The sequence below is a fragment of the Vibrio rumoiensis 1S-45 genome, from assembly GCF_000286955.2.
Lineage (GTDB): Bacteria > Pseudomonadota > Gammaproteobacteria > Enterobacterales > Vibrionaceae > Vibrio > Vibrio rumoiensis_A.
This window is the reverse complement of record NZ_AJYK02000071.1, coordinates 16,142-38,966: the sequence shown is the minus strand read 5'-3', so window position 1 is coordinate 38,966 and position 22,825 is coordinate 16,142. Positions and strand designations below refer to the sequence as shown.

Annotated in this window: 20 protein-coding genes and 1 other RNA gene; 16 read left to right on the top strand and 5 right to left on the bottom strand. The window is 42.4% G+C overall.

The window, feature by feature from the left end; translation table 11 throughout:
* Window positions 1–489: 489 nt before the first annotated feature.
* Genes A1QC_RS09665 through A1QC_RS09650 form a run of 4 tightly spaced genes read right to left on the bottom strand, consistent with a single transcriptional unit; the run spans window position 490 to window position 3,819 of the window.
* Entirely contained in the window at window positions 490–1,050 is a 561-nt protein-coding gene (locus A1QC_RS09665; RefSeq protein WP_017026140.1) for a BON domain-containing protein, read from the bottom strand.
* Between the two features lie 5 nt (window positions 1,051–1,055).
* Window positions 1,056–1,646: a phosphoheptose isomerase gene (locus tag A1QC_RS09660; RefSeq protein WP_017026139.1), complete on the bottom strand. Its 591-nt coding sequence runs from the start codon at window positions 1,644–1,646 to the stop codon at window positions 1,056–1,058.
* Window positions 1,647–1,649: 3 nt separating this feature from the next.
* Window positions 1,650–2,027, bottom strand: coding sequence for a YraN family protein (locus A1QC_RS09655; protein WP_017026138.1), 378 nt, complete (start codon window positions 2,025–2,027; stop codon window positions 1,650–1,652).
* Window positions 2,014–3,819, bottom strand: a complete 1,806-nt coding sequence (locus A1QC_RS09650) for a penicillin-binding protein activator (RefSeq protein ID WP_017026137.1) — start codon at window positions 3,817–3,819, stop codon at window positions 2,014–2,016. Before A1QC_RS09650 ends, A1QC_RS09655 begins: the two co-directional genes overlap by 14 nt.
* Window positions 3,820–3,896: 77 nt before the next feature.
* Between A1QC_RS09650 and rsmI the strand changes: the two genes are divergently transcribed.
* From rsmI to lpxC, 16 genes are all read left to right on the top strand, one after another.
* On the top strand, window positions 3,897–4,763 hold the full coding sequence (rsmI, locus tag A1QC_RS09645) for a 16S rRNA (cytidine(1402)-2'-O)-methyltransferase (RefSeq protein ID WP_017026136.1): 867 nt from the start codon (window positions 3,897–3,899) through the stop codon (window positions 4,761–4,763).
* A gap of 74 nt (window positions 4,764–4,837) precedes the next feature.
* Window positions 4,838–5,272, top strand: an RNA gene (gene rnpB, locus A1QC_RS09640) — RNase P RNA component class A.
* A gap of 241 nt (window positions 5,273–5,513) precedes the next feature.
* A complete protein-coding gene (rsmH, locus tag A1QC_RS09635) occupies window positions 5,514–6,464 on the top strand; it encodes a 16S rRNA (cytosine(1402)-N(4))-methyltransferase RsmH (protein WP_017026135.1) in 951 nt (316 codons plus the stop codon).
* Window positions 6,461–6,781 carry a cell division protein FtsL gene (ftsL, locus tag A1QC_RS09630; RefSeq protein ID WP_017026134.1) on the top strand — a complete coding sequence of 107 codons (321 nt, stop codon included), beginning with the start codon at window positions 6,461–6,463 and terminating at the stop codon, window positions 6,779–6,781. The genes rsmH and ftsL overlap by 4 nt, the downstream gene beginning before the upstream one ends.
* Window positions 6,778–8,535 (top strand): peptidoglycan glycosyltransferase FtsI, encoded by a 1,758-nt coding sequence (locus A1QC_RS09625; protein ID WP_017026133.1) that lies wholly within the window; start codon window positions 6,778–6,780, stop codon window positions 8,533–8,535. Before ftsL ends, A1QC_RS09625 begins: the two co-directional genes overlap by 4 nt.
* A gap of 5 nt (window positions 8,536–8,540) precedes the next feature.
* A complete protein-coding gene (gene murE, locus A1QC_RS09620) occupies window positions 8,541–10,031 on the top strand; it encodes a UDP-N-acetylmuramoyl-L-alanyl-D-glutamate--2,6-diaminopimelate ligase (RefSeq protein ID WP_017026132.1) in 1,491 nt (496 codons plus the stop codon).
* 5 nt (window positions 10,032–10,036) lie between these two features.
* Window positions 10,037–11,437: a UDP-N-acetylmuramoyl-tripeptide--D-alanyl-D-alanine ligase gene (locus A1QC_RS09615; protein WP_017026131.1), complete on the top strand. Its 1,401-nt coding sequence runs from the start codon at window positions 10,037–10,039 to the stop codon at window positions 11,435–11,437.
* Window positions 11,434–12,516, top strand: coding sequence for a phospho-N-acetylmuramoyl-pentapeptide-transferase (gene mraY, locus A1QC_RS09610; protein WP_017026130.1), 1,083 nt, complete (start codon window positions 11,434–11,436; stop codon window positions 12,514–12,516). Before A1QC_RS09615 ends, mraY begins: the two co-directional genes overlap by 4 nt.
* Window positions 12,517–12,544: 28 nt before the next feature.
* Window positions 12,545–13,885 (top strand): UDP-N-acetylmuramoyl-L-alanine--D-glutamate ligase, encoded by a 1,341-nt coding sequence (murD, locus tag A1QC_RS09605; protein WP_017026129.1) that lies wholly within the window; start codon window positions 12,545–12,547, stop codon window positions 13,883–13,885.
* Window positions 13,886–13,934: 49 nt separating this feature from the next.
* Window positions 13,935–15,161, top strand: coding sequence for a cell division protein FtsW (gene ftsW / locus A1QC_RS09600; protein WP_026025956.1), 1,227 nt, complete (start codon window positions 13,935–13,937; stop codon window positions 15,159–15,161).
* Window positions 15,148–16,212 carry an undecaprenyldiphospho-muramoylpentapeptide beta-N-acetylglucosaminyltransferase gene (gene murG / locus A1QC_RS09595; protein ID WP_017026127.1) on the top strand — a complete coding sequence of 355 codons (1,065 nt, stop codon included), beginning with the start codon at window positions 15,148–15,150 and terminating at the stop codon, window positions 16,210–16,212. Before ftsW ends, murG begins: the two co-directional genes overlap by 14 nt.
* Window positions 16,213–16,222: 10 nt before the next feature.
* Window positions 16,223–17,686 carry a UDP-N-acetylmuramate--L-alanine ligase gene (murC, locus tag A1QC_RS09590; RefSeq protein WP_017026126.1) on the top strand — a complete coding sequence of 488 codons (1,464 nt, stop codon included), beginning with the start codon at window positions 16,223–16,225 and terminating at the stop codon, window positions 17,684–17,686.
* A 132-nt stretch (window positions 17,687–17,818) separates the two neighbouring features.
* On the top strand, window positions 17,819–18,598 hold the full coding sequence (locus A1QC_RS09585) for a cell division protein FtsQ/DivIB (RefSeq protein WP_017026125.1): 780 nt from the start codon (window positions 17,819–17,821) through the stop codon (window positions 18,596–18,598).
* Complete coding sequence (gene ftsA, locus A1QC_RS09580; protein ID WP_017026124.1) at window positions 18,595–19,872, top strand: cell division protein FtsA; 1,278 nt, start codon at window positions 18,595–18,597, stop codon at window positions 19,870–19,872. Before A1QC_RS09585 ends, ftsA begins: the two co-directional genes overlap by 4 nt.
* Window positions 19,873–19,905: 33 nt before the next feature.
* On the top strand, window positions 19,906–21,123 hold the full coding sequence (ftsZ, locus tag A1QC_RS09575) for a cell division protein FtsZ (RefSeq protein ID WP_017026123.1): 1,218 nt from the start codon (window positions 19,906–19,908) through the stop codon (window positions 21,121–21,123).
* Window positions 21,124–21,223: 100 nt separating this feature from the next.
* Window positions 21,224–22,147: a UDP-3-O-acyl-N-acetylglucosamine deacetylase gene (gene lpxC / locus A1QC_RS09570; protein WP_017026122.1), complete on the top strand. Its 924-nt coding sequence runs from the start codon at window positions 21,224–21,226 to the stop codon at window positions 22,145–22,147.
* Between the two features lie 106 nt (window positions 22,148–22,253).
* On the opposite strand, the gene A1QC_RS09565 is transcribed toward lpxC, so the two are convergent.
* Window positions 22,254–22,721: a DUF721 domain-containing protein gene (locus tag A1QC_RS09565; RefSeq protein ID WP_017026121.1), complete on the bottom strand. Its 468-nt coding sequence runs from the start codon at window positions 22,719–22,721 to the stop codon at window positions 22,254–22,256.
* Between the last annotated feature and the right edge of the window lie 104 nt (window positions 22,722–22,825).

The window sequence follows — 22,825 nt, the reverse complement described above, 5'->3', positions numbered from 1 at the left end:
GAGTCCCGTCCACTCCGCCACTTACATCTCTTGAATAAAGAGTAAGAAACCCGATTCGAAAGGATCGGGTTTTTTTATGTCTGCAAGAAATGAAATACAGAAGACTAGACACTGCGGAGTGGTAGTTCAATTGATTTGCTTTTGTTTAGAATCAACCGGCCTGTCACATGGGGAGTGGGCTAAGTAAGGACTCAGCCATTAACATATCTTGAATTGTTGCTAAATCTTTATCCGTTAAACATCATAAATGATCATTTGAACTTAACTAGAATAGTGTTCTATTCCATATATTCTAATTATTCATAAGTATAACTAGGTCAGTATGCTTCAATATGGACTAGATTCGTTCGATTTACTTATCCCATATCTAGATGATTGGCGTTTGAATTCAACCTATAGCTTGGAATAATTGTAGTTACCTACTCAAGTTAATCTTTGTTTTACTTTAAAGAGGGAGTTGTTAGTACACTTTTAGCTAACTCAATGAGATTATTTTGTGTAGGTAAAAGCTTTTACCACATGCTTGACACCAGATACTCGGCTCGCGACCTGTGAGGCGAGCTCTGCATTTTCAGCGCTGACTAGGCCAGATAAAAACACTTCCTTATCCTCAGTTACCACCTTGATGCTTAAGCCATCTAAACGATGCTCAGTCAGTAGCTCTGCTTTAACTTTGGTTGTGAGCCATGAGTCGTAGCTTATCGCATTGAAGCTTAAGATAGGCTTCACTCTGATCTGATTAAATACTTTCTTTACACCAGAAAGCTGTGCGACATAATCGGCGGCAGCGAGTCGAGTATCATCATTAATGGCTTGCCCCATGAGCACGACACGGCTGTGATCTTCTGTTGCTGATACGCGCATTTTACCTTTAAATTGAGGTGAGTTATTTAATGCGGCAACTTCGGAGGTAATTTGATGTTCTTGCCATATTTGGCTGCCACTCCGCACATCCGGAGTGGTGCTTGTTGATTGATTTTCTTGAAAGTAGTTAGCACACCCACTAAGTGATAGTAGTCCAATAACGAGGTAGTGCTTAGCTGAAATCATAAATTCTAACTTTCATGAGATGGGAATATGACTTGATCAATAAGATCACACAAGCAATGCAAAGTGAGCATATGTACTTCGTGGATCCTTGGAGTTCGATGTGAAGGAATTCTAATCTCAACATCAGACTCACCTAGCAGACCGGCTAATTCACCACCATCTTTACCGGTAAAAGCGATGATAGTCATATCACGAGTAACCGCAGCTTCGACTGCTTTGATTATATTACTGCTATTGCCACTGGTGGTTATTGCAACTAAAACATCGCCGGCTTGCCCGAATGCTCTAACTTGCTTAGAGAATACTTCAGCATAGTTATAATCGTTAGCGATGGCGGTTAAGGTGGAATTATCCGCGGTTAATGCCATTGCTGGAAAGCTTGGTCTTTCAGTTTCAAAGCGGTTTACAAGACAAGATACAAACTGTTGGGCATTTGCTGCTGAACCACCATTACCGCAGCAAAGTATTTTATTTCCATTCAGTAAACTGCTGACCATAGCTTGAGAGGCGTGGGTAATCGCATCTGGTAGTGATTCGGCCGCAGCAATTTGAATTTGAATACTTTCTTTAAAACTGTCATTAATGCTTTCTAGCATCACTTATCCTTGAGTTATCGCGTTCTTTATCCATTCAATATCATTACCTTGTTGGTGTATGGCGATGACGTCGAACCGAAATGAGGTGTTATTGATAGTATGACCGTGTCGCTTTAGCCATACCATTGCTGTTTTTATTAATTTCTGGCTTTTTTGGTAATTAACCATTTCAGCGGCGTGGCCAAATTGCTGGCTTTTTCGATATTTTACTTCTATAAAAACCAGAGTGTTTTCTTGGCTCATGATCAAATCAATTTCGCCAAAGCGCGAGTGATAATTACTTTCAAGATATTGTAGACCTTGGCGACTTAAATACTCTTTCGCCAAGGTTTCATATTGAGAGCCGATTTCTCGTTTATTATTGCGATTAAAAACTCGCATGCTCCGCCCAGCTTAATTCTCTTTGCACAACGCATTGATCATTAATGCTTAGTAACCCCGTCTCACCTTGAGATTTATAGTTTTGGATAACCTTCATGGTTGGTAGTTCATCTAAAAGATTGTATGAATCCATACCAAGGGCATGCAAACGTTTTTCAGTATTACTGCTATTTGGCCATAATGAATCGTATTCGCTAGAGGCAGAATCATCTTTATTGATGAGCATTGGAATATCGCTGAACACAATACCTGAAACATCTTGGTACTGTCTGGCTTTACCATTATTACTGCGAGAGTTTGAGAACAGTTTTGGTGGTTTTGCATCCGGGTTGATAGCCACTTCAATGAATGGTTTCAGCAGCGTTAATTCAGAACGAGTCGCAATGATGTATACCGAATCGATATCACGACGGCTACGAGCTTCAGTTTCCATACCCATATTCGTGATCTGGCGGATTTGATTAATACGAGTTTGGCTATCAGTTAAGCCAAAAGCATCTTTGACATTTTTTTGTAATTCAGCACGGCTACCAAACCCACTGGTTGCTGTTGGTGTGTTACTTAATTTAGCCCATTCAGTAGTGAAGGCTTCCGTAATTCGCTGGCCTAGCTTGTCTTTTGGTGCGAGTACTAATGGGTATTTGAAGCCATTGTTAAAGAGATGTTTAGCGGCTTGTGCACCTTCTTGCTCTGGTGACAAAGTGAGGTAGCAGACTTGGCTTCCTTGCTTGATATCATCAGGGAAGTTTAACGCCAGCATCGGGATGCTGTCATTATTGATGTTTTGTAGTTTTTCAACATTATCTTTGATTAATGGACCAACAATAAAGTCGACGCTATCAGCTTTAAGTTGAGCATAAATATCGTCAAGGCTTTGAGTTGATGTATCGTAGATCGTCATCTTAAAGGTTGGATCTTTATCCGTATCATTGGTCATGGCATGAATAAAACCATCACGGATCAGCTTTGCTGGTTTCTCATACTTTCCATTTAACGGTAAGAGAACCGCCACATTTTGTGGGTTGGTGATATCAAGATCTAAAATTCTTTGCACGTCATCAGGCGTATGGGTCACGATAGGGTGGCTAATGTTTTTGGCGAACCACAATTGCAAGTCTTGTTGTGCTTGCATTGGATCACTCAATTTGGTTTTCATTTCGGTAGCCACATATAACCAACCTTGTAGTTCAGTTTCACTTGGTTGAGTTTTTAACTGAACGATTTCATCGGTAGAATAAAGATTAAGGTTATCCCAGATGTGCTGATCGGTGGTGGTGGTATCTGCTTGGCTTTGAAATTCTTTATAGGCAATCCAATCACGGTCAGCATTGAAGTAATCTTTGATATCTTCAAAAAGACTGGCACGAAGTTGGTGATAATTTGCCCATTGAATATCCGCTAATTGCCATTGCTCTTGGAAGTTTAGGCCTTTTAATGCAGTTTCTGAATCCGAGGTCGCCGCAGTGATTTTTGCTCGTGCTAGTAACCATTCAGCTTGTTGGCTATTAGATAATGGCAGTTTAGCAAGCGTTTTTAACAAGGCCTGCCCTTGCGTATAATCTTTTTCAACCACGGAAGCTTTCAGTTCCATGATTAACCAATCAGTTGTTGCGGGTGCTTGGCTATTGGCTGCTTGATCAGCATAAGCTTTTGAGCTGAGCGTCGGTTGAGCAGTAATATTGAGATTGTCAGGTTGAGATGATAGAGAAGAACACGCAGAGACGAACAACATCAATATAATTGAAGTTAATAAGCGTGATACACTGAGGCTATTGTGATTCATAATTTTCATGCGTTCTTATTCTTAAGTTAGTAAGAGATCATGTGAAACATTGACTCTATATTAATCGCTCAAGTGATGGTAAACAAATGATAGATAACAAAACGGCTCTTTTAGATCTTCCCGCCTTGTACATTGTACCCACTCCCATTGGTAATTTAGGTGATATTACTCAACGCTCATTAGATATATTACACCAAGTTGACCTGATCGCCGCTGAGGATACAAGGCATACAGGTAGATTGTTATCTCATTTTGGCATAGCAACTAAGACTTATGCATTACATGATCATAATGAACAGCAAAAAGCGCAAGTTTTAGTTGAAAAAGTATTAGCTGGCGAGTCCATTGCGTTAGTTTCAGATGCTGGTACTCCGCTAATCAGTGATCCAGGATACCATTTGGTAACAAAGTGTCGTCAAGCCGGGGTTAAAGTTGTGCCTTTACCTGGGGCATGCGCCGTCATTACGGCACTAAGCGCTTCAGGTTTACCATCCGATCGCTTTAGTTTTGAAGGCTTTTTTCCAGCGAAAAGCAAAGGACGTAAAGATAAGCTGTTGGAAATCTACAAAGCAGAACGTACGTGTATCTTTTATGAGTCGCCTCACCGTATTACGGATTCACTTGCCGACATGCTTGAAGTCTTAGGGCCAGATAGAGAGGTTGTACTTGCGCGTGAGTTAACCAAAACATTTGAAACCATTCATGGTGCGCCGCTCGGTGAATTGGTTGAATGGATAGAAGAAGACTCTAACCGTAAACGTGGTGAAATGGTGCTGCTTATTCATGGTTATCGCGAAGATAAGCAAGCAGACGCTTTACCTGATGATGCTTTACGTACATTAAAAATTCTCGTGCAAGAATTACCGCTGAAAAAAGCCGCTGCTTTAGTGGCTGAGATCCATAACTTGAAGAAAAATGCGCTGTATAAATGGGGTTTAGAGAATTTAGAATAGAGTCTGATTGGATTAATTTTCGGCATAAGTTGGAATGCCTTGTCTTCTAAGGCAGTTTGCGTATAATCCGCCGCGGAGTTGACTGGATAGTCGCTGCTTCGTTGATGTCCTTTATTGCTTTTATTTCGGTAAATAGTGGTGGGGAGACTGACGGGGGGGAGGAAAGTCCGGGCTTCATAGAGCAGGGTGCCAGGTAACGCCTGGGAAGCGCAAGCTTACGACAAGTGCAGCAGAGAGAAAACCGCCGATGACGCTATTCTTTATTTCTTCGGAAGTGGGAAGCGAACAGGTAAGGGTGAAAGGGTGCGGTAAGAGCGCACCGTGCGTCTGGTAACAGTGCGTAGCAGGGTAAACTCCACCCGAAGCAAGACCAAATAGGCCCTCACATTGCGTTGCTCGCGTAAGGGGGCGGGTAGGTTGCTTGAGCCTGTGAGTGATTGCAGGCCTAGACGAATGGCTATCACCGCGCAAGCGGATACAGAACCCGGCTTATGATGTCAGCTCCACCAATTCGAACCCATCACAGTTATGCTGTGGTGGGTTTTTTATTGGATTAATAAAAGTAATTAGCTTTGTGTTTTTTGTTTTATTTATCTCGAAATAATGGCCTTTTTACTTGTAATTAACTCAATGAGTTTGATTTATCATAAACTAGGCAGAAATAACCGCATTAAACCCGCTGATTTCTTGCGTTGAGCGGCTTACATGAATATCCTAAGTTCTTAACATTTAATTGAGTTACTGACCTTTATGACCGACACCTTTCAACATGTATCTGTACTCCTCAATGAATCTATTGATGGTTTGAATATTAAACCTGATGGCATCTATATCGATGGTACGTTTGGCCGTGGTGGTCATAGTCGAGTCATTTTATCGAAACTAGGCCCTCAAGGTCGTTTATACAGTATCGATCGTGACCCTCAAGCAATAGCAGAAGCGGCTAAAATTGAAGACCCACGTTTTACGATTATTCATGGTCCATTTTCCGGTATTGAAAGTTATGCTGAGCAATATGAATTAGTCGGAAAAGTGGATGGGGTACTGTTTGATCTAGGCGTTTCTTCGCCTCAATTAGATGATGCGGATCGCGGCTTTAGCTTTATGAAAGATGGCCCATTGGATATGAGAATGGATCCGACATCAGGGCAATCTGCAGCGCAATGGCTAGCCGAAGCTGAGCTTGATGATATTACTTGGGTATTACGTGAATTTGGCGAAGAAAAACATGCTCGTCGTATTGCTCGTGGTTTGATTGAATACCGTGATAATGTCGATAATGAACCGCTGACTCGTACTGGACAATTGGCTAAGTTAATTTCAGATGTTGCACCAAAGAATTTTAAAGAAAAGAAACATGCGGCCACACGCAGCTTTCAAGCCATTCGAATTTATATTAATAGCGAATTAGAAGAAATTGATTTTGCCTTAAAAGGTGCAATGAACATTTTAGCACCAGAAGGCCGTTTATCGGTGATTAGCTTCCATTCATTGGAAGATCGCATGGTGAAGCGTTTTATGCGAAGAGAAAGCCAAGGACCACAAGTGCCACATGGTATTCCGATGACGGAAGATCAAATTAAAGCATTGGGTTCACCTAATATGAAAACAGCCAGCAAAGCGATCAAACCGTCAGAATCAGAAGTGGAAATGAATACACGTTCACGTAGTTCTGTGTTGAGAATTGCAGAGAAGTTATGACAGAAACGAATCCTCCAAGCTTAATTCGCAGTATTTGGAACGACCTCACCTCCGTTGGTCGCCTTCCTTTGTTTTTGCTCGTCTTGATTTTTTCAAGCTCGATTGCCGTGGTTTTGACAACGTACAACACTCGTAATCAAATTACGTTACGTGATGAATTATTGGAAAATCGTGAAAAATTAGACAGTGAATGGCGAAATTTAATTTTGGAAGAGAATTCTCTAGCAGAGCATACTCGAGTGCAAAAGATCGCAATCAAGGATCTTGATATGAAACGTCCTGATTCAGATAAAGAAGTGGTTGTGAACTTTAAATGAAGAAGCCAGTAAATAGAAAAGCGGTGAAAGCCAAGAAGTCACCAAATAAAAAGGTGGCAGAAAAAAACGCGCCGGTATTGATCCCATGGCGTTACAACCTCGTCCTCGGTTTTATTGTATTGGCATTAGTGACTTTAGTCGCAAGAACAGCTTACATACAAGTTGTTGAACCTGATCAATTGATCCAGCAAGCGGATATGCGCTCTGTTCGTGTGAAAGCCATTCCAACCGCGCGTGGCATTATTTCTGATCGTAATAACGAACCACTTGCTGTGAGCGTTCCTGTTCAAGCTGTGTGGGCCGATCCGGCGACCATCATAAAGAAAAATGGACTTGATGAGCTGGATCGCTGGTATGCCCTTGCTAACGTGCTTGGGTTAGATCAAAAAGGCTTAGTGCGAAAGATCCAAAATAATAAAACTAAGCGCTTTATCTATTTGCAACGTCAAGTTAGCCCTGCCATGTCAAAATATGTTCGAGAATTAAAACTGCCAGGAATAGGTTTAAAAGATGAATCTCGTCGTTTTTATCCATCAGGAGAAGTGAGTGCCCATGTTATTGGTGTGACTGGGATTGATGGCCATGGCCTGGAAGGTTTGGAAAGCAGCTTTGATAATTGGTTAACTGGAGAGGCTGGTAAAAGAACCATTCGTAAAGATCGATATGGTCGAGTAGTGGAAAATATTTCGCTACAAACGCAAGAACCAGGTAAGCCTTTACAATTAACAATTGACCAACGCTTACAAGCGATTTCCTATAGGGCGATTAAACAAGCAGTGGCCGATTTTCGGGCTACGTCTGGTACTGCTGTGTTGATAGATGTAAAAAGTGGCGATATTTTAGCGATGGTGAATGCTCCTTCTTATAATCCTAATAACCGTGAGCAGTTGCAAAGCTTTAGAATGCGTAACCGTGCCATAACGGATTCAATTGAGCCCGGTTCTACTATGAAGCCTTTTGTTATTCTTGCTGGTTTAGATAAAGGTGTGATTGACGACCATACGATAATCGATACTGGTAATGGGATCATGCGCGTAGGGGGAAGCCGCGTACGAGATTCAGAGCCAGCGGGAAAAGCCGATTTAACCACTATTTTAAAAAAATCGAGTAACGTTGGCGTTGCGACTATTGCACTGAAAATGGACGTAAAAGATGTGCTTGGTATGTACAGTGGGGTTGGTTTTGGTAATGTTTCCGGTATTCAACTCACGGGTGAGGTGACTGGTATTTTCCCAGATCGTCGCCGTTGGTCTCCTTTTGAGCAATCTACACTAGCCTTTGGCTATGGTATTTCGGTCACGCCACTGCAACTGGCACATGCGTATGCAACATTAGGTAATATGGGGGTGAATATGCCATTGCACTTGTTAAAAGGCAGTAAATCTGGTCGTTCATTCCGCGCTGCTGATGCTGACGCATCAAGAAAAGTGATTAACATGCTGGAACAAGTTACGCACAAAGGAGGTACTGCAAGATCAGCAAGAGTACCTGGTTTTCGTGTTGGGGCTAAAACGGGTACATCGAGAAAAGCAAAAGCTGGTGGATATAGTGATCAATACGTTGCATTGACCGCAGGCTTAGCACCGATCAGCGATCCTCGTTTGGCTTTAGTGGTTGTGGTTAATGAGCCGCAAGGTGATCAATTTTACGGTGGCTCCGTTGCTGGTCCTGTTTTTGCTGAAATAATGAAAGGCGCATTACAAATTTTAAATGTGACACCTGATGCCACTCCAGAATCAGAGAAAGGCGAGTAATTAAGATGACACTGACTTTAACGCGTTTACTGCAACCTTGGGTTGAAGTGGTTCTTTCGGCATCCCAAGATGTCATGGTGAATCAGTTGCAACTAGATAGTCGACAAATTTCATCGGGTGATATTTTTGTGGCCATTCAAGGGCATGAGATTGACGGTCGTCGATTTATTGATGCAGCCATTTCATTAGGGGCGGCAGGTGTTATCGCGGATGCTGATGATATACACCCACATGGCTTTGTTGATGTTAAAAACAACGTGGCAGTGGTTTATGTTGAAGAGATCGGCCAACAACTTTCTGCATTAGCTCAGCAGTTGTATCAACACTCCCCCATGAAGCTTATTGGCATCACTGGTACTAATGGTAAAACCACTATTTCTCAATTGATTGCTCAATGGATCGACCTAGTAGGCCGTAAAGCCGCTGTCATGGGGACGACTGGAAATGGGTTTTTAAATGATTTACAACCGGCGGTCAATACCACAGGTAATGCGATTGAAATACAGCAAACACTGAGCGCGTTAAATCAAAAAGGCGCTGATTTCACTGCGTTAGAAATTTCCTCTCATGGTTTGGTTCAAGGCCGAGTTAAAACCTTATGTTTTGCCGCCGCCGCTTTTACCAACTTAAGCCGAGATCATCTTGATTATCATGGCAGTATGGAAGCATATGCTAACGCAAAACTGAGCTTATTTACTCAGCACGATTGCCAACATCGTATTATTAATCGTGATGATCCTATTGGTCAGCAATGGTTAGAGATGTTGCCAGACGCTGTCGCCGCATCGCTTTCTCCTTTTGATTTAAAAACCAACCAAATAGCTATCTGGGCAAAGCAAGTCACTTATTCTGAAGCGGGTATTCAGATTGAATTGGATGGCGCTTGGGGGCAAGCAAAATTACAAACACCACTGATTGGTGCGTTTAACGCAAGCAATGTCATGGTGGCATTAGCGACTTTATTAAGCCTTAATTTCACGTTAAATGATTTGGTTGCAGTTGCTGATAAGCTCACCCCAGTCATTGGTCGTATGGAACTCTTTCAATCAGCACAAGCTCAAGGTGTAAAAGCCAAAATTGTTGTCGATTATGCACATACTCCTGATGCTCTAGAAAAAGCTTTGCTTGCATTGCGTGTTCATTGCAAAGGTAAACTATGGTCTATTTTTGGTTGTGGTGGCGATCGAGACTCAGGTAAGCGCCCAATGATGGCAGAGATTTCAGAGCGCCTTGCCGATGAGTCCATTATTACCGATGACAACCCGCGTAGTGAAGATCCCAAGCTTATTGTGGCGGATATGCTTGCGGGACCAAAACATCCTGAACGATTGCATGTGATTCATTCAAGATTTCAAGCCTGTGAATATGCGCTACAACACGCAGGTGAACACGATATTATTTTATTAGCGGGTAAAGGACACGAAGACTATCAAATCATAGCCGATCAAAAGTTGCATTATTCTGATCGCGAAACCGCTCAAGCTTTATTAGGATGAACAGTATGATCCCTTTTTCTCTTCAGCAATTAGCTGAGATCACCGGTGGAAAGCTCAGTGGCGAGAATATTGAGATTTCATCGGTCACAACCGATACAAGACAAGTTGAATCTGGCGCGTTATTTATCGCTTTAATTGGTGAGCGATTTGATGCGCATGATTTTTGTCAGCAAGCGCTTGAACAAGGTGCTTCGGCATTATTAGTTTCTAAACACTTACCATTAGACATCAGCCAAGTGCTGGTGGATGACACACAAAAAGCATTAGGGAAATTAGCCCAATGGGTGCATCAACAATCTAAAGCAATGACGTTGGCGCTAACAGGAAGCTGTGGAAAAACCACCGTAAAAGAAATGCTAGCGGCAATTTTGAATCAAAAAGGCCAAGTGCTGTCCACTGCGGGTAACTTTAATAATGAAATTGGTGTTCCTTTGACATTATTGCGCAGCCAACTGGATGATGAGTTTGCGGTCATTGAGCTTGGTGCGAATCATCTTGGTGAGATTGCTTATACGACTGAGTTGGTCCGCCCAAGTATTGCGTTAGTTAATAATATTGGCGAATCACACTTGGAAGGTTTTGGTTCGATTGAGGGCGTTGCACAAGCCAAAGGCGAGATTTTTCAAGGACTGCCACAAGGTGGAACTGCGGTTATCAACTTAGATAGCAATGGTATGACGTTTTGGGAAGAGACATTAGCGGATAAGTGCGTTGTTACATTCTCTGTTGTAGATCCTAACGCAGATTATTTTTCTCAAGATATTCAAGTTAATCATCAAGGGCAAGCCAGCTTTACTTTAGTGTCGCCACTTGGAAAGAAAACAGTGTGCTTACCTATGATTGGCAAGCATAATATTAGTAATGCACTTGCGGCTTCTGCTATGGCGGTTCAAGCCGGGGCGACCTTAGATGAAATTGTTTCAGGCTTACAAGTGGCTCATAATGTGAAAGGTCGCGTGGAAGCCATCGATTTAACCAATAATATACGTTTAATTGATGACAGCTATAACGCTAGCGTACCTGCAATGAAAGCAGCGGCGGATTTATTGGCAAATTATGTAGGTAAGCGCTGGTTTATTTTGGGTTATATGGCAGAGCTTGGTGAAGAGAGCCAAGCACTTCACTATGAAGTTGGTCAACATACGGCACAATTTAATTTTGACTATGTGCTCACTTTTGGCGAGGATACAGCGATTATCAGCCAGCTTTACGCTAACGCGCACACTTCTGGCAGTATTGCACAACATTTTGATACTCATGAGGCTATGATCAGTTTCATTAAGCAGCATTTATCTAATTCATTACAAGATACCCAAGCAGAAAATAAACATACTTTACTGATTAAAGGAGCAAACAGCTCCCGCATGAGTCTAGTCGTCGCTGCTTTGAAGGAGAACTACGCATGATCATTTGGCTCGCAGAGTTACTACAGCCATACTTTTCTTTTTTTCGCCTGTTTGAATATTTATCTTTCAGAGCTATTTTAAGTATTTTAACGGCCTTATCCTTATCGCTTTGGATGGGACCAAAACTGATTGAACGTTTACAACTTTTGCAAATCGGCCAAGTCGTACGTAACGATGGGCCTGAATCTCACTTTAGTAAACGTGGCACCCCAACCATGGGGGGAGTAATGATTTTAGCCTCTATTATCATTACTGTTTTGCTATGGGCGGATTTATCTAATCCGTATGTATGGGCAGTTTTAGCGGTATTAGTTGGCTATGGCATTGTTGGATTTGTTGATGACTACCGTAAAGTAGTCCGTAAGAATACCGATGGCTTGATCGCTCGTTGGAAATATTTTTGGCAATCAGTGATTGCGCTCGGTGTGGCTTTTGCTTTGTATGCGCTTGGTAAAGATACATCGGCGACTCAGCTGGTGGTGCCTTTCTTTAAAGACGTGATGCCACAACTTGGTTTGATGTATATCGTACTTACGTATTTCGTGATTGTCGGTACAAGTAATGCGGTGAACTTAACCGATGGTCTGGATGGCTTGGCGATCATGCCGACAGTGCTTGTTTCGGCTGGTTTTGCTGTCATTGCTTGGGCAACCAGTAACGTAAACTTTGCTGATTATCTACATATCCCTTATGTTCCTTATGCCAGTGAATTGGTGGTGGTCTGTACGGCAATTGTGGGGGCTGGGCTTGGATTTTTGTGGTTTAACACTTATCCAGCACAAGTTTTTATGGGCGATGTGGGTTCATTAGCATTAGGCGGAGCGTTAGGCACTATTGCGGTGCTAGTTCGTCAAGAATTTGTATTGGTGATCATGGGCGGCGTATTCGTAATGGAAACCTTATCGGTGATTTTACAAGTTGGCTCTTATAAATTACGTGGTCAACGTATTTTCCGTATGGCACCAATACATCACCATTATGAGCTAAAAGGCTGGCCGGAACCTCGCGTTATTGTCCGTTTCTGGATCATTTCTATTGTTTTAGTATTGATCGGCTTAGCGACACTAAAAGTACGTTAATTTCTATTTTAAAAAGGCTGATAAGTTTATGTCACACACTGCGTTATCAAAATGGCAAGGGATCAAACAGGTCGTTGTTGTTGGCTTAGGTGTGACGGGCTTATCGGTCGTTAAACATCTGCAATCTCTGCCTTATGATCTAACCATTAAAGTTATCGATACCCGAGCTCAACCGCCCGGCATTGAGGAGTTAGGTGCATCTATTGAGGTACATATTGGCAGTTGGAATACCGATTGGCTACTGCAAGCGGACTTGGTGGTGACTAACCCGGGAATTGCATTAGCTACGCCAGAAATCCAAGCGGCACTTGAAAAAAATATTCCGGTCGTGGGGGATATTGAATTATTTTCGTGGGCTGTCAATGCACCAGTGGTGGCAATTACAGGCTCAAATGGCAAAAGCACCGTGACCGATCTTACTGGGGTATTAGCAAAATCAGCAGGGCTTAACGTAGGCGTTGGTGGCAATATTGGCGTACCAGCTTTGGATTTGCTAAACGACAGTGTGGATCTGTATGTATTAGAACTGTCTAGTTTTCAGTTGGAAACGACATCAAGTTTATCGCTTAAAGCGGCCGCTTATCTAAATTTGTCTGAAGATCACATGGATCGTTATCAAGGTATGGATGACTATGGGCAAGCTAAGCAACGTATTTTTCTTCATGCTGAAACCGCGATCGTTAATAGAGATGACCTAGCAACGTATCCATCTAATTCTATACCGACATTGTCTTTTGGCTTTGATGAGCAAGATTTTGGTGTCGTCTGGCTAGAAGCACAAGAGTATTTATCAAAGCAAGGTCAGCCAATTATTGCGGTTGCCGATCTTAGTTTAGTTGGGCGTCATAACTTATCGAATAGCCTCGTAGCCCTCGCTTTGCTTGATTGTGTTGGTGTGCCTTTAGAAAAAGTGGCTCCGGCATTAAAAACTTACACTGGGTTAACACACCGATGCCAACTGGTTGCCGATAATAACGGTATTAAGTGGATTAATGATTCCAAAGCAACCAATGTTGCCAGTACTTTAGCGGCATTGTCGGGTTTGCAATTAGAAGGACAATTGCATTTATTGGTCGGCGGTGTTGGTAAAGGCGCCGATTTTTCAGAGCTAGCTCCAGTGCTTGAAACATTGAATGTCCAGCTTCATTGTTTTGGGCTTGATGGTGATGCGTTTTTATCTTTGCATCATTCTGCAAAACGTTGGAATGATATTGAAGAGATCATAAAAAACATCACACCCACATTAACGCGTGGTGATGCGGTGATGCTTTCTCCTGCTTGCGCAAGTTTCGATCAATTTAAAAATTTTATGGCGCGAGGCGATGAATTCACGCGCTTAGCACATCTTTACGCTGGGCTTTCATCTTGATTCATCAGCATTATTAACAGTACAAAGGCTCATTGTGGTTAAAGCGAAAGTGCAAAGTATCGGAAAAGGTTTTCAAGGTTGGGTGAATTCACCTGCCCCAGAGGTGCTTTACGATCGTCAATTAGTTTGGTTAGCATTTGGTTTAATGTTGACCGGTTTGGTGATGGTGACATCGGCATCGTTTCCGATCAGTAGTCGCTTAACTGGTGGGCCATTTCACTTTATGAGCCGTCATGCTGCTTTTCTATTTCTTGCATTATGCGCGGCCGCAGTGGTGATACAAATTCCACTACAGCGTTGGATGAAATACAGTATGCACCTCTTACTGTTATCGCTGTTTTTATTATTAGTAGTATTACTCGCAGGCCACTCTGTTAACGGGGCATCTCGCTGGATACCGCTGGGGTTATTTAACTTACAACCAGCTGAAGTAGCCAAGCTATCGCTTTTTGTATTTATGTCGAGCTATCTCGTGCGTAAAAGTGATGAAGTTAGAGGGTCATTCTTTGGTGGGTTTATCAAGCCGATTCTCGTGTTTGGTTGTTTGGCGGTGTTGCTTTTAGCGCAGCCCGATCTCGGTACGGTCGTGGTGATGCTGGTAACGCTGTTTGGCATGTTATTTATCGCAGGTGCGAAACTCACTCAGTTTATCTCATTGCTGTTTGTTGGTTTGGCTGCGGTTTCTTTCTTAATTTGGATTGAACCGTATCGAATGCGTCGTATGACATCATTTTGGAATCCGTTTGAAGACCCATTTGGTAGCGGCTATCAATTAACGCAGTCTTTAATGGCATTTGGTCGTGGTGACTGGTTTGGTCAAGGCTTAGGTAACTCAATTCAAAAATTGGAATATTTACCAGAAGCGCATACCGATTTCGTGTTTGCCGTGGTAGCAGAAGAACTTGGGTTTACTGGGGTTGTGATTATTCTGCTGATGATTTTTGCCTTAGTGTATAAAGCGCTTCGTATTGGTCGAAATGCATTGGAATCGGGTGAGTTATTTGGCGGATTTCTCGCGGTGAGTATCAGTATCTGGTTTGCCTTTCAAACCTTGGTGAACGTTGGAGCCGCTGCTGGGATTGTTCCAACAAAAGGCTTAACTTTGCCTTTGATCAGTTATGGTGGTTCAAGTTTAATTATAATGTCGGTAGCGGTAGCGTTATTACTGCGTATTGATTATGAATGCCGATTGTCATCTATGTTGAAACCAACGCCTCAACCTAAATCGCGAACAAGCGATACCCCAAAAGAATTGGAAAATAATGAAACAGAGTAAGCGATTATTAGTCATGGCTGGCGGTACTGGAGGGCATGTATTTCCAGGGCTTGCGGTGGCAAAACAATTACAACAGCAAGGCTGGGAAATCCGTTGGTTAGGCACGCCTGATCGAATGGAAGCCGACTTAGTCCCTAAGCATGGTATTGAAATAGATTTCATTAAAGTGAAAGGGCTACGTGGTCAAGGCATCCTTAAATTAATCAAAGCGCCTTTCCAAATCATCAATGCTATCTCGCAAGCTAAAAAACACATTAAAGCTTGGCAACCAGATGTGGTGCTGGGTATGGGCGGGTATGTCAGTGGCCCCGGTGGTGTTGCCGCTTGGTTATCTGGTATTCCAGTTGTGTTGCACGAGCAAAATGCAGTGGCTGGATTAACCAACCAATGGTTATCCAAAATAGCGAAACGAGTTATGCAAGCCTTTCCTGGTGCTTTCCCTAATGCGGAAGTCGTGGGCAATCCTGTTCGTCAAGATGTCGTTAACCTTGAAACCCCAACGTTACGTTTTACTGAGCGTACTGGCCCTATCCGCATCTTAGTGATGGGAGGGAGTCAAGGGGCGAGAATTCTCAATACTACGTTACCGCCAGTAATGAAAGCGTTGGGTCATGGTTACACGATCCGTCATCAGGCGGGTAAAGGCCAACTGGAAATGGTTGAAGGGCTTTATCAAGAAAATACGGTCGAGAATGTTGAAGTCACTGAGTTTATTGATGATGTCGCACAAGCGTATGCATGGGCTGATTTATTAGTGTGTCGCTCTGGTGCATTAACCGTATCCGAGGTTTCTGCAGCGGGAGTTGGCGCCATTTTTATTCCTTTTATGCATAAAGATCGTCAACAAGCTTTAAATGCTGACCACTTAGTTCAATGTGGCGCGGCATTAATGATCGAACAGCCAGAGCTAACAGAACAAGGTCTAGCTGAACAAATACAACAGCTGGATAGAGCCGCGTTACAAGTGATGGCAGAAAAAGCAAGAGCGGCTGCTATCACCGATGCTGATACCCGAGTTGCTGCTGCCATTATTGCGGTTAGCCAAGATTGAGAATGAACCCATGTTAACAAAACAAAACCCGAATTTATCCGAATTACGCTCGATTGTTCCAGAAATGCGCCGAGTGAAATGCATTCACTTTGTGGGCATTGGTGGCGCAGGCATGAGCGGGATAGCGGAAGTTCTTCTTAATGAAGGCTATGAAATCAGCGGATCAGATCTTTCTGAAAATGCTGTTACTGAGCGATTAAAAGCCAAAGGCGCTACCATTTATTTTGGTCATCAGGCTACCAATATTGAAAAAGCGAGCGTCGTGGTGGTATCGACTGCCATTTCGGCTGAAAACGCAGAATTGGTTGCGGCTAAAAAATTGCGTATTCCTGTGGTTCGTCGTGCAGAAATGTTGGCAGAACTAATGCGCTTTAGGCATGGCATTGCCGTTGCAGGCACCCATGGTAAAACCACCACCACAGCGTTAGTGACACAAATTTATTTTGAAGCAGGTTTGGATCCAACCTTTGTTAATGGTGGCTTAGTGAAAAGCGCCGGAACCAATGCTCGTTTAGGCTCAAGCCGTTATTTGATTGCAGAAGCGGACGAAAGCGATGCTTCATTCCTGCATTTGCAACCAATGGTGAGTATTGTTACTAACATCGAAGCCGATCATATGGATACCTATGGCGGTGACTTTGAAGTGCTCAAGCAAACCTTTATTGATTTCTTACATAACCTACCTTTTTATGGGCAAGCGATTGTTTGTATCGACGATCCTGTTGTGCGCGAATTAATTCCACGTATTAGCCGTCAAGTGATTACCTATGGTTTTTCTGAAGACGCTGATGTACGAATTGTGAATTACCATCAAACGGGTCAACAAGGTAAATTTACCGTGGTACGTGAAGGCCGCGCTGATCTTGATATCACCTTAAATATTCCGGGTAAACACAACGCATTGAATGCCTCGGCAGCGATTGCGGTGGCAACGGAAGATGATATTGCTGATGATGCGATTGTTCGTGCATTGGTGAGTACACAAGGTACAGGTCGCCGTTTTGATCATTTAGGTGAATTTAATACTGGTAATGGGCATGCAATGCTGGTGGATGATTACGGACACCACCCGAGTGAAGTGGATGTCACGATCCAAGCTGCACGTTCAGGTTGGCCTGATAAACGATTAGTGATGATCTTCCAGCCACATCGTTATAGTCGTACTCGTGATTTATATGATGACTTTGCTAACGTGTTAGAGAAAGTGGATGTTCTGATCATGCTAGATGTTTATGCCGCAGGAGAAAATCCAATTGCTGGAGCGGATGGACGCGCGTTATGCCGCACAATTCGTAGCCGTGGCAAACTGGATCCTATTTTTGTGCCAGATGTAAATAAATTACCATCAACGTTAGCCAATCTAATCGAAGATAATGATTTAGTTCTGACGCAAGGAGCTGGTGATGTGGGTAAAGTAGCTAAAAAATTAGCCGATTTTCAATTAAATATTGTTAAGATGAAAGTCACGAGTTAGTCAAATTGATGCAACTTGTATTGGAAGTCATCGCTTACGTCAGTATAATCATTATTAATTGTGTTTATAATCACAATAATTAGCATCAATTTATGGGTATTTGATGAATATTGTAGAGTTTAGTTGCTAATTATGAATATCACTGCTGAATCATTGAGTGACCAATCAACAGAAATAACCCAACCTAAAAACCATTGGGTTGGTGGAGTGTTTTTGCTATTGGTAGTGGTTGGTATTTCTGCTTTGATCTATTCGACATTCAGTTGGATGACTGATGATCAGCGTTTACCATTATCACGATTAATGGTTGAAGGTGATTTACACCATGTCAGTGCCAATGAGGTTCAACGAGCTTTAACCAACTTGCCTCACATTGGCACATTCATGACTCAAGATGTTGATCAGCTTCAGAAGGTATTAAAGACAGTTCCATGGGTTGCTCAAGTATCGATTCGTAAACAATGGCCAGATTTGATCAAAGTTTATATTGTTGAACATAAAGCTTCCGCAATTTGGAATGGCAATGCCTTATTAAACCAAAAGGGCGATGTATTTAATGGGCAGCCAAGTGATGCACCAGAAAATACAGTGAATCTATATGGCCCTGATGGTTCAAGTGAAAACGTATTGAATGTTTGGAAAAACAGCGATCAAAAATTAAAGCCATTGGGACGAACCATTACTTCAGTAGTGCTTAATGATCGCCTTGCATGGCAAATTATTTTAGACAACGGTATTCGTTTAGAGTTAGGTAAAGATGCTCGTGAAGACCGTTTGAATCGATTTATTAAATTATACAGTCGCCTTGGTGACAAAGCTGAGCAAATCAGCTACATCGATCTTCGATATGATACTGGAGCTGCCGTTGGGTGGATTTCAGATGATGATTCAGCACAAGAGAGAAATAAATGACGAAGACCGCAGAAGGAAATATTGTCGTAGGTCTTGATATCGGCACCGCAACCGTATCGGCATTAGTGGGTGAAGTTTTACCTGACGGCCAAATTAATATTATTGGTGCAGGAACCAGTCCATCTCATGGAATGGACAAAGGCGGTGTTAATGATCTTGAGTCCGTTGTAAAATCGGTACAACGAGCCATCGATCAAGCTGAGTTAATGGCAGAGTGTCAGATCACCAGTGTTTATCTTTCTCTTTCAGGAAAGCATATTGCAAGCCGTATCGAAAAAGGCATGGGTGCAATTTCGGAAGAAGAAGTATCACAAGATGATATGGACCGAGTTATTCACACTGCAAAATCGATTAAGATTGGTGAAGAACAGCGAATTCTGCATGTGATACCTCAAGAATTCACCATTGATTATCAAGAAGGGATTAAAAACCCTCTTGGTTTATCAGGGGTTCGAATGGAAGCAAGCGTTCACCTCATTTCGTGCCATAATGATATGGCAAAGAATATTATTAAAGCCGTTGAGCGCTGTAATTTAAAAGTAGAGCAATTAATTTACTCAGGCCTAGCGTCTAGTAACGCTGTTATTACTGAAGATGAACGTGAACTGGGTGTTTGTGTTATCGATATCGGTGCTGGCACCATGGAATTATCTATTTGGACTGGTGGTGCGCTTCGTCACACTAAAGTCTTTTCCTATGCTGGTAATGCGGTTACAAGTGACATCGCATTTGCATTTGGTACACCTGTCAGCGATGCTGAAGAAATAAAAGTAAAATTTGGCTGTGCATTGAGCGAATTAGTAAGCAAAGATGATACAGTTAATGTACCTAGCGTTGGTGGGCGTCCTTCTCGTAGTTTGCAACGTCAAACCTTGGCAGAAGTGATAGAACCCCGATATACTGAATTAATGGGTATGGTTAATCAATCCATTGATTCTGTTCAGGCAAAGTTACGCGAAGATGGTATTAAACATCATTTAGCGGCAGGTATCGTCCTAACCGGCGGTGCATCGCAAATTGAAGGATTAGTGGAGTGCGCAGAGCGCGTATTCCGTAACCAAGTAAGAATTGGTAAACCCCTAGAAGTCAGAGGGTTAACTGACTACGTTAAAGAACCATATCATGCAACGGCAGTTGGATTATTACATTACGCCAAAGACAGCCAGTTTTATGATGAGGGTGAATATCAGCATTCCGCACCGAAGAAATCTTCCGGTAATTGGCTTGCTGATTCCATCCAAAAGGTACGTAATTGGATACAAAACGAGTTTTAACCTGAGGCGAACAGGAAGAAACGGAGAAAACACATGTTTGAACCGATGATGGAAATGTCTGACGATGCAGTAATTAAAGTCGTTGGAGTTGGTGGTGGCGGCGGTAACGCTGTAGAGCACATGGTGCGTGAATCTATCGAAGGGGTAGAATTCATCAGCGTGAATACAGATGCTCAAGCACTGCGTAAAGTAAGCGTAAGCAATGTCATCCAAATTGGTGGCGATATCACGAAAGGCTTAGGTGCTGGTGCAAACCCGCAAGTTGGTCGTGATTCTGCGCTTGAAGATCGTGAAGCAATCAAAGCAGTATTAATGGGTGCCGACATGGTATTCATCGCCGCTGGTATGGGTGGTGGTACAGGTACTGGTGCAGCCCCTGTTATTGCAGAAGTGGCCAAAGAGCTCGGCATCTTAACCGTTGCTGTAGTAACCAAGCCATTTAGCTTTGAAGGCAAAAAGCGCATGGCTTTTGCTGAGCAAGGCATTGAAGAACTTTCAAAGCATGTTGACTCTTTGATCACCATCCCTAATGAAAAGCTATTGAAAGTATTAGGTCGCGGTATTACTTTGCTAGAAGCGTTTGCTAAAGCGAATGACGTATTGAAAAATGCAGTACAAGGTATTGCTGAGCTAATTACTCGCCCAGGTATGATGAATGTTGACTTCGCGGACGTACGTACCGTGATGTCAGAAATGGGTCATGCCATGATGGGTAGTGGTGTTGCAAGTGGTGAAGATCGCGCTGAAGAAGCCGCAGAAATCGCTATTTCTAGCCCACTTTTAGAAGATATTGATCTTGCGGGTGCTCGCGGCGTATTAGTGAACATCACAGCAGGTCTCGATATGCGTCTTGAAGAGTTTGAAACTGTGGGTAACACAGTCAAAGCGTTTGCTTCAGACAATGCAACCGTCGTTATCGGTACATCACTAGATCCTGATATGACCGATGAAATACGAGTGACCGTGGTAGCAACTGGTATCGGCAATACACAACAACCAGATATCACATTGGTAAAAGGTGGCGTAGCCAAACCAGCTCCAGCCGCTCCTGTACAAGCCGCTATGCAAGTGCAACCGGCAAAACAGGATGTGGAATCGGAGACACCACAGCCAATGTTACGTAAAAATCCTTCAACACCGTCTAATGCATCGAGTGGCGCTAATGGCAATTCGAATACGGTGAAGAAACCAGATGAAAGTGACAGTGGTTATCTTGATATCCCTGCATTTTTAAGACACCAAGCTGATTGAGTTTCAAACAATTAACTTGAAGTGTGTCTAAAATATGATAACATATCTGACCAGTCTTTGAGCTGGTTATGATATGTAGCGTGAATTAGAGGCAAGGCAGATGATTAGACAACGTACATTAAAAGAAATGGTGAAAACGACTGGTGTGGGTCTCCACTCTGGGCGTAAAGTCACGCTTACTCTACGTCCTGCGCCTGCTAATACCGGTATCATTTATCGTCGTACCGATTTAAATCCACCAGTGGATTTTCCTTCTGATGCCAACTCAGTACGTGACACTATGTTATGTACCGCGTTAGTGAATGACGAAGGTATTCGTATTTCAACGGTTGAGCATTTAAATGCAGCATTAGCTGGCATGGGCATCGATAACATTATTATCGAAGTTGATGCGCCTGAAATCCCTATTATGGATGGCAGTGCAAGCCCATTTGTTTATTTACTACAATCTGCTGGCGTTGAAGCATTGAATGCGGCGAAACGTTTTATTCGAATCAAAAAACCTGTACGTATTGAAGACGGTGATAAGTGGGCAGAACTTGTTCCTTATGATGGCTTCCGTATGGATTTTGAAATTGAATTTAATCACCCTGCGATTGATTCAGATGAACAACACATGTTGTTTGACTTCTCATCTCAAGCGTTCATTAAAGATATTTCTCGCGCTCGTACTTTTGGGTTCATGCGTGATATCGAATATTTACAATCGCAAAACCTATGTTTAGGTGGAAGCTTTGATTGTGCCATCGTTTTGGATGAATATCGCATCCTGAACGAAGAAGGTTTACGTTTTAGTAATGAATTCGTTACTCATAAAGTATTGGATGCAATTGGTGACCTTTACATGTGTGGTCACAGCATTGTCGGTGAGCTTCGTGCTTACAAATCAGGCCATGCATTAAACAACCAACTACTTCGTGCAGTACTTGCTGATCAAGAAGCATGGGAATGGGCAACTTTCGAAGAGGAAGTCGGTTCTCCTGTTGCATTTGGTGAAGCAATGCCGAATACCGTATTAGCTTAATGCCCTATTAATTTATTAATAGTGTATTAATTGCAGATTAAATTAAAAAACCAGACTTACTCAGTCTGGTTTTTTTGTTTTGAAGCAAATAAAAAGACAATAATATTCAATCGTTTGCATTATTTTTATTGGCTAATCGTGCCAAGCTTTCAATACGTTGCTTTAATTTTGGTGGTGCAAAAGCTGCAACCATTAACATAGAATTTGCAGCATCTTGGCTTAAGGTGTGATTTTTATAAACTTTTTTCTTTTCTTTAATTGATTCACCACGGTACAAATCTGGGTTAACTTTAAACTCTATTCCCACCAATTTTGAAAACCCTGCCGCTCGTAATTCAGACAGAATACGAATGCGTTCATAATTGAGCTTCATTTGCAGAGATGCATTCGCCACTTCAATCAATAATTGGCTTTGGCGAACATTGGCCGCACGACAGTACTTCAACATACTCGGCGGTAAGATCTTTTTTAAAGCAGTGTTGATCTCCAAAATTTCACTGACATGCTGAGTGAATTTTTTTAAGTGCGTATCTGTGATTAGATCTTGTGTCAGCTTAGGGCGATGATCACGCATGGGGTACCTCGTTAGCTTAAATCACGTGATAATTTATATTATTATGGGCAGTTAGAAATTAATAATGTCAAAAAAAGCTATTTTTGATCAAAAAAAATGAGGAT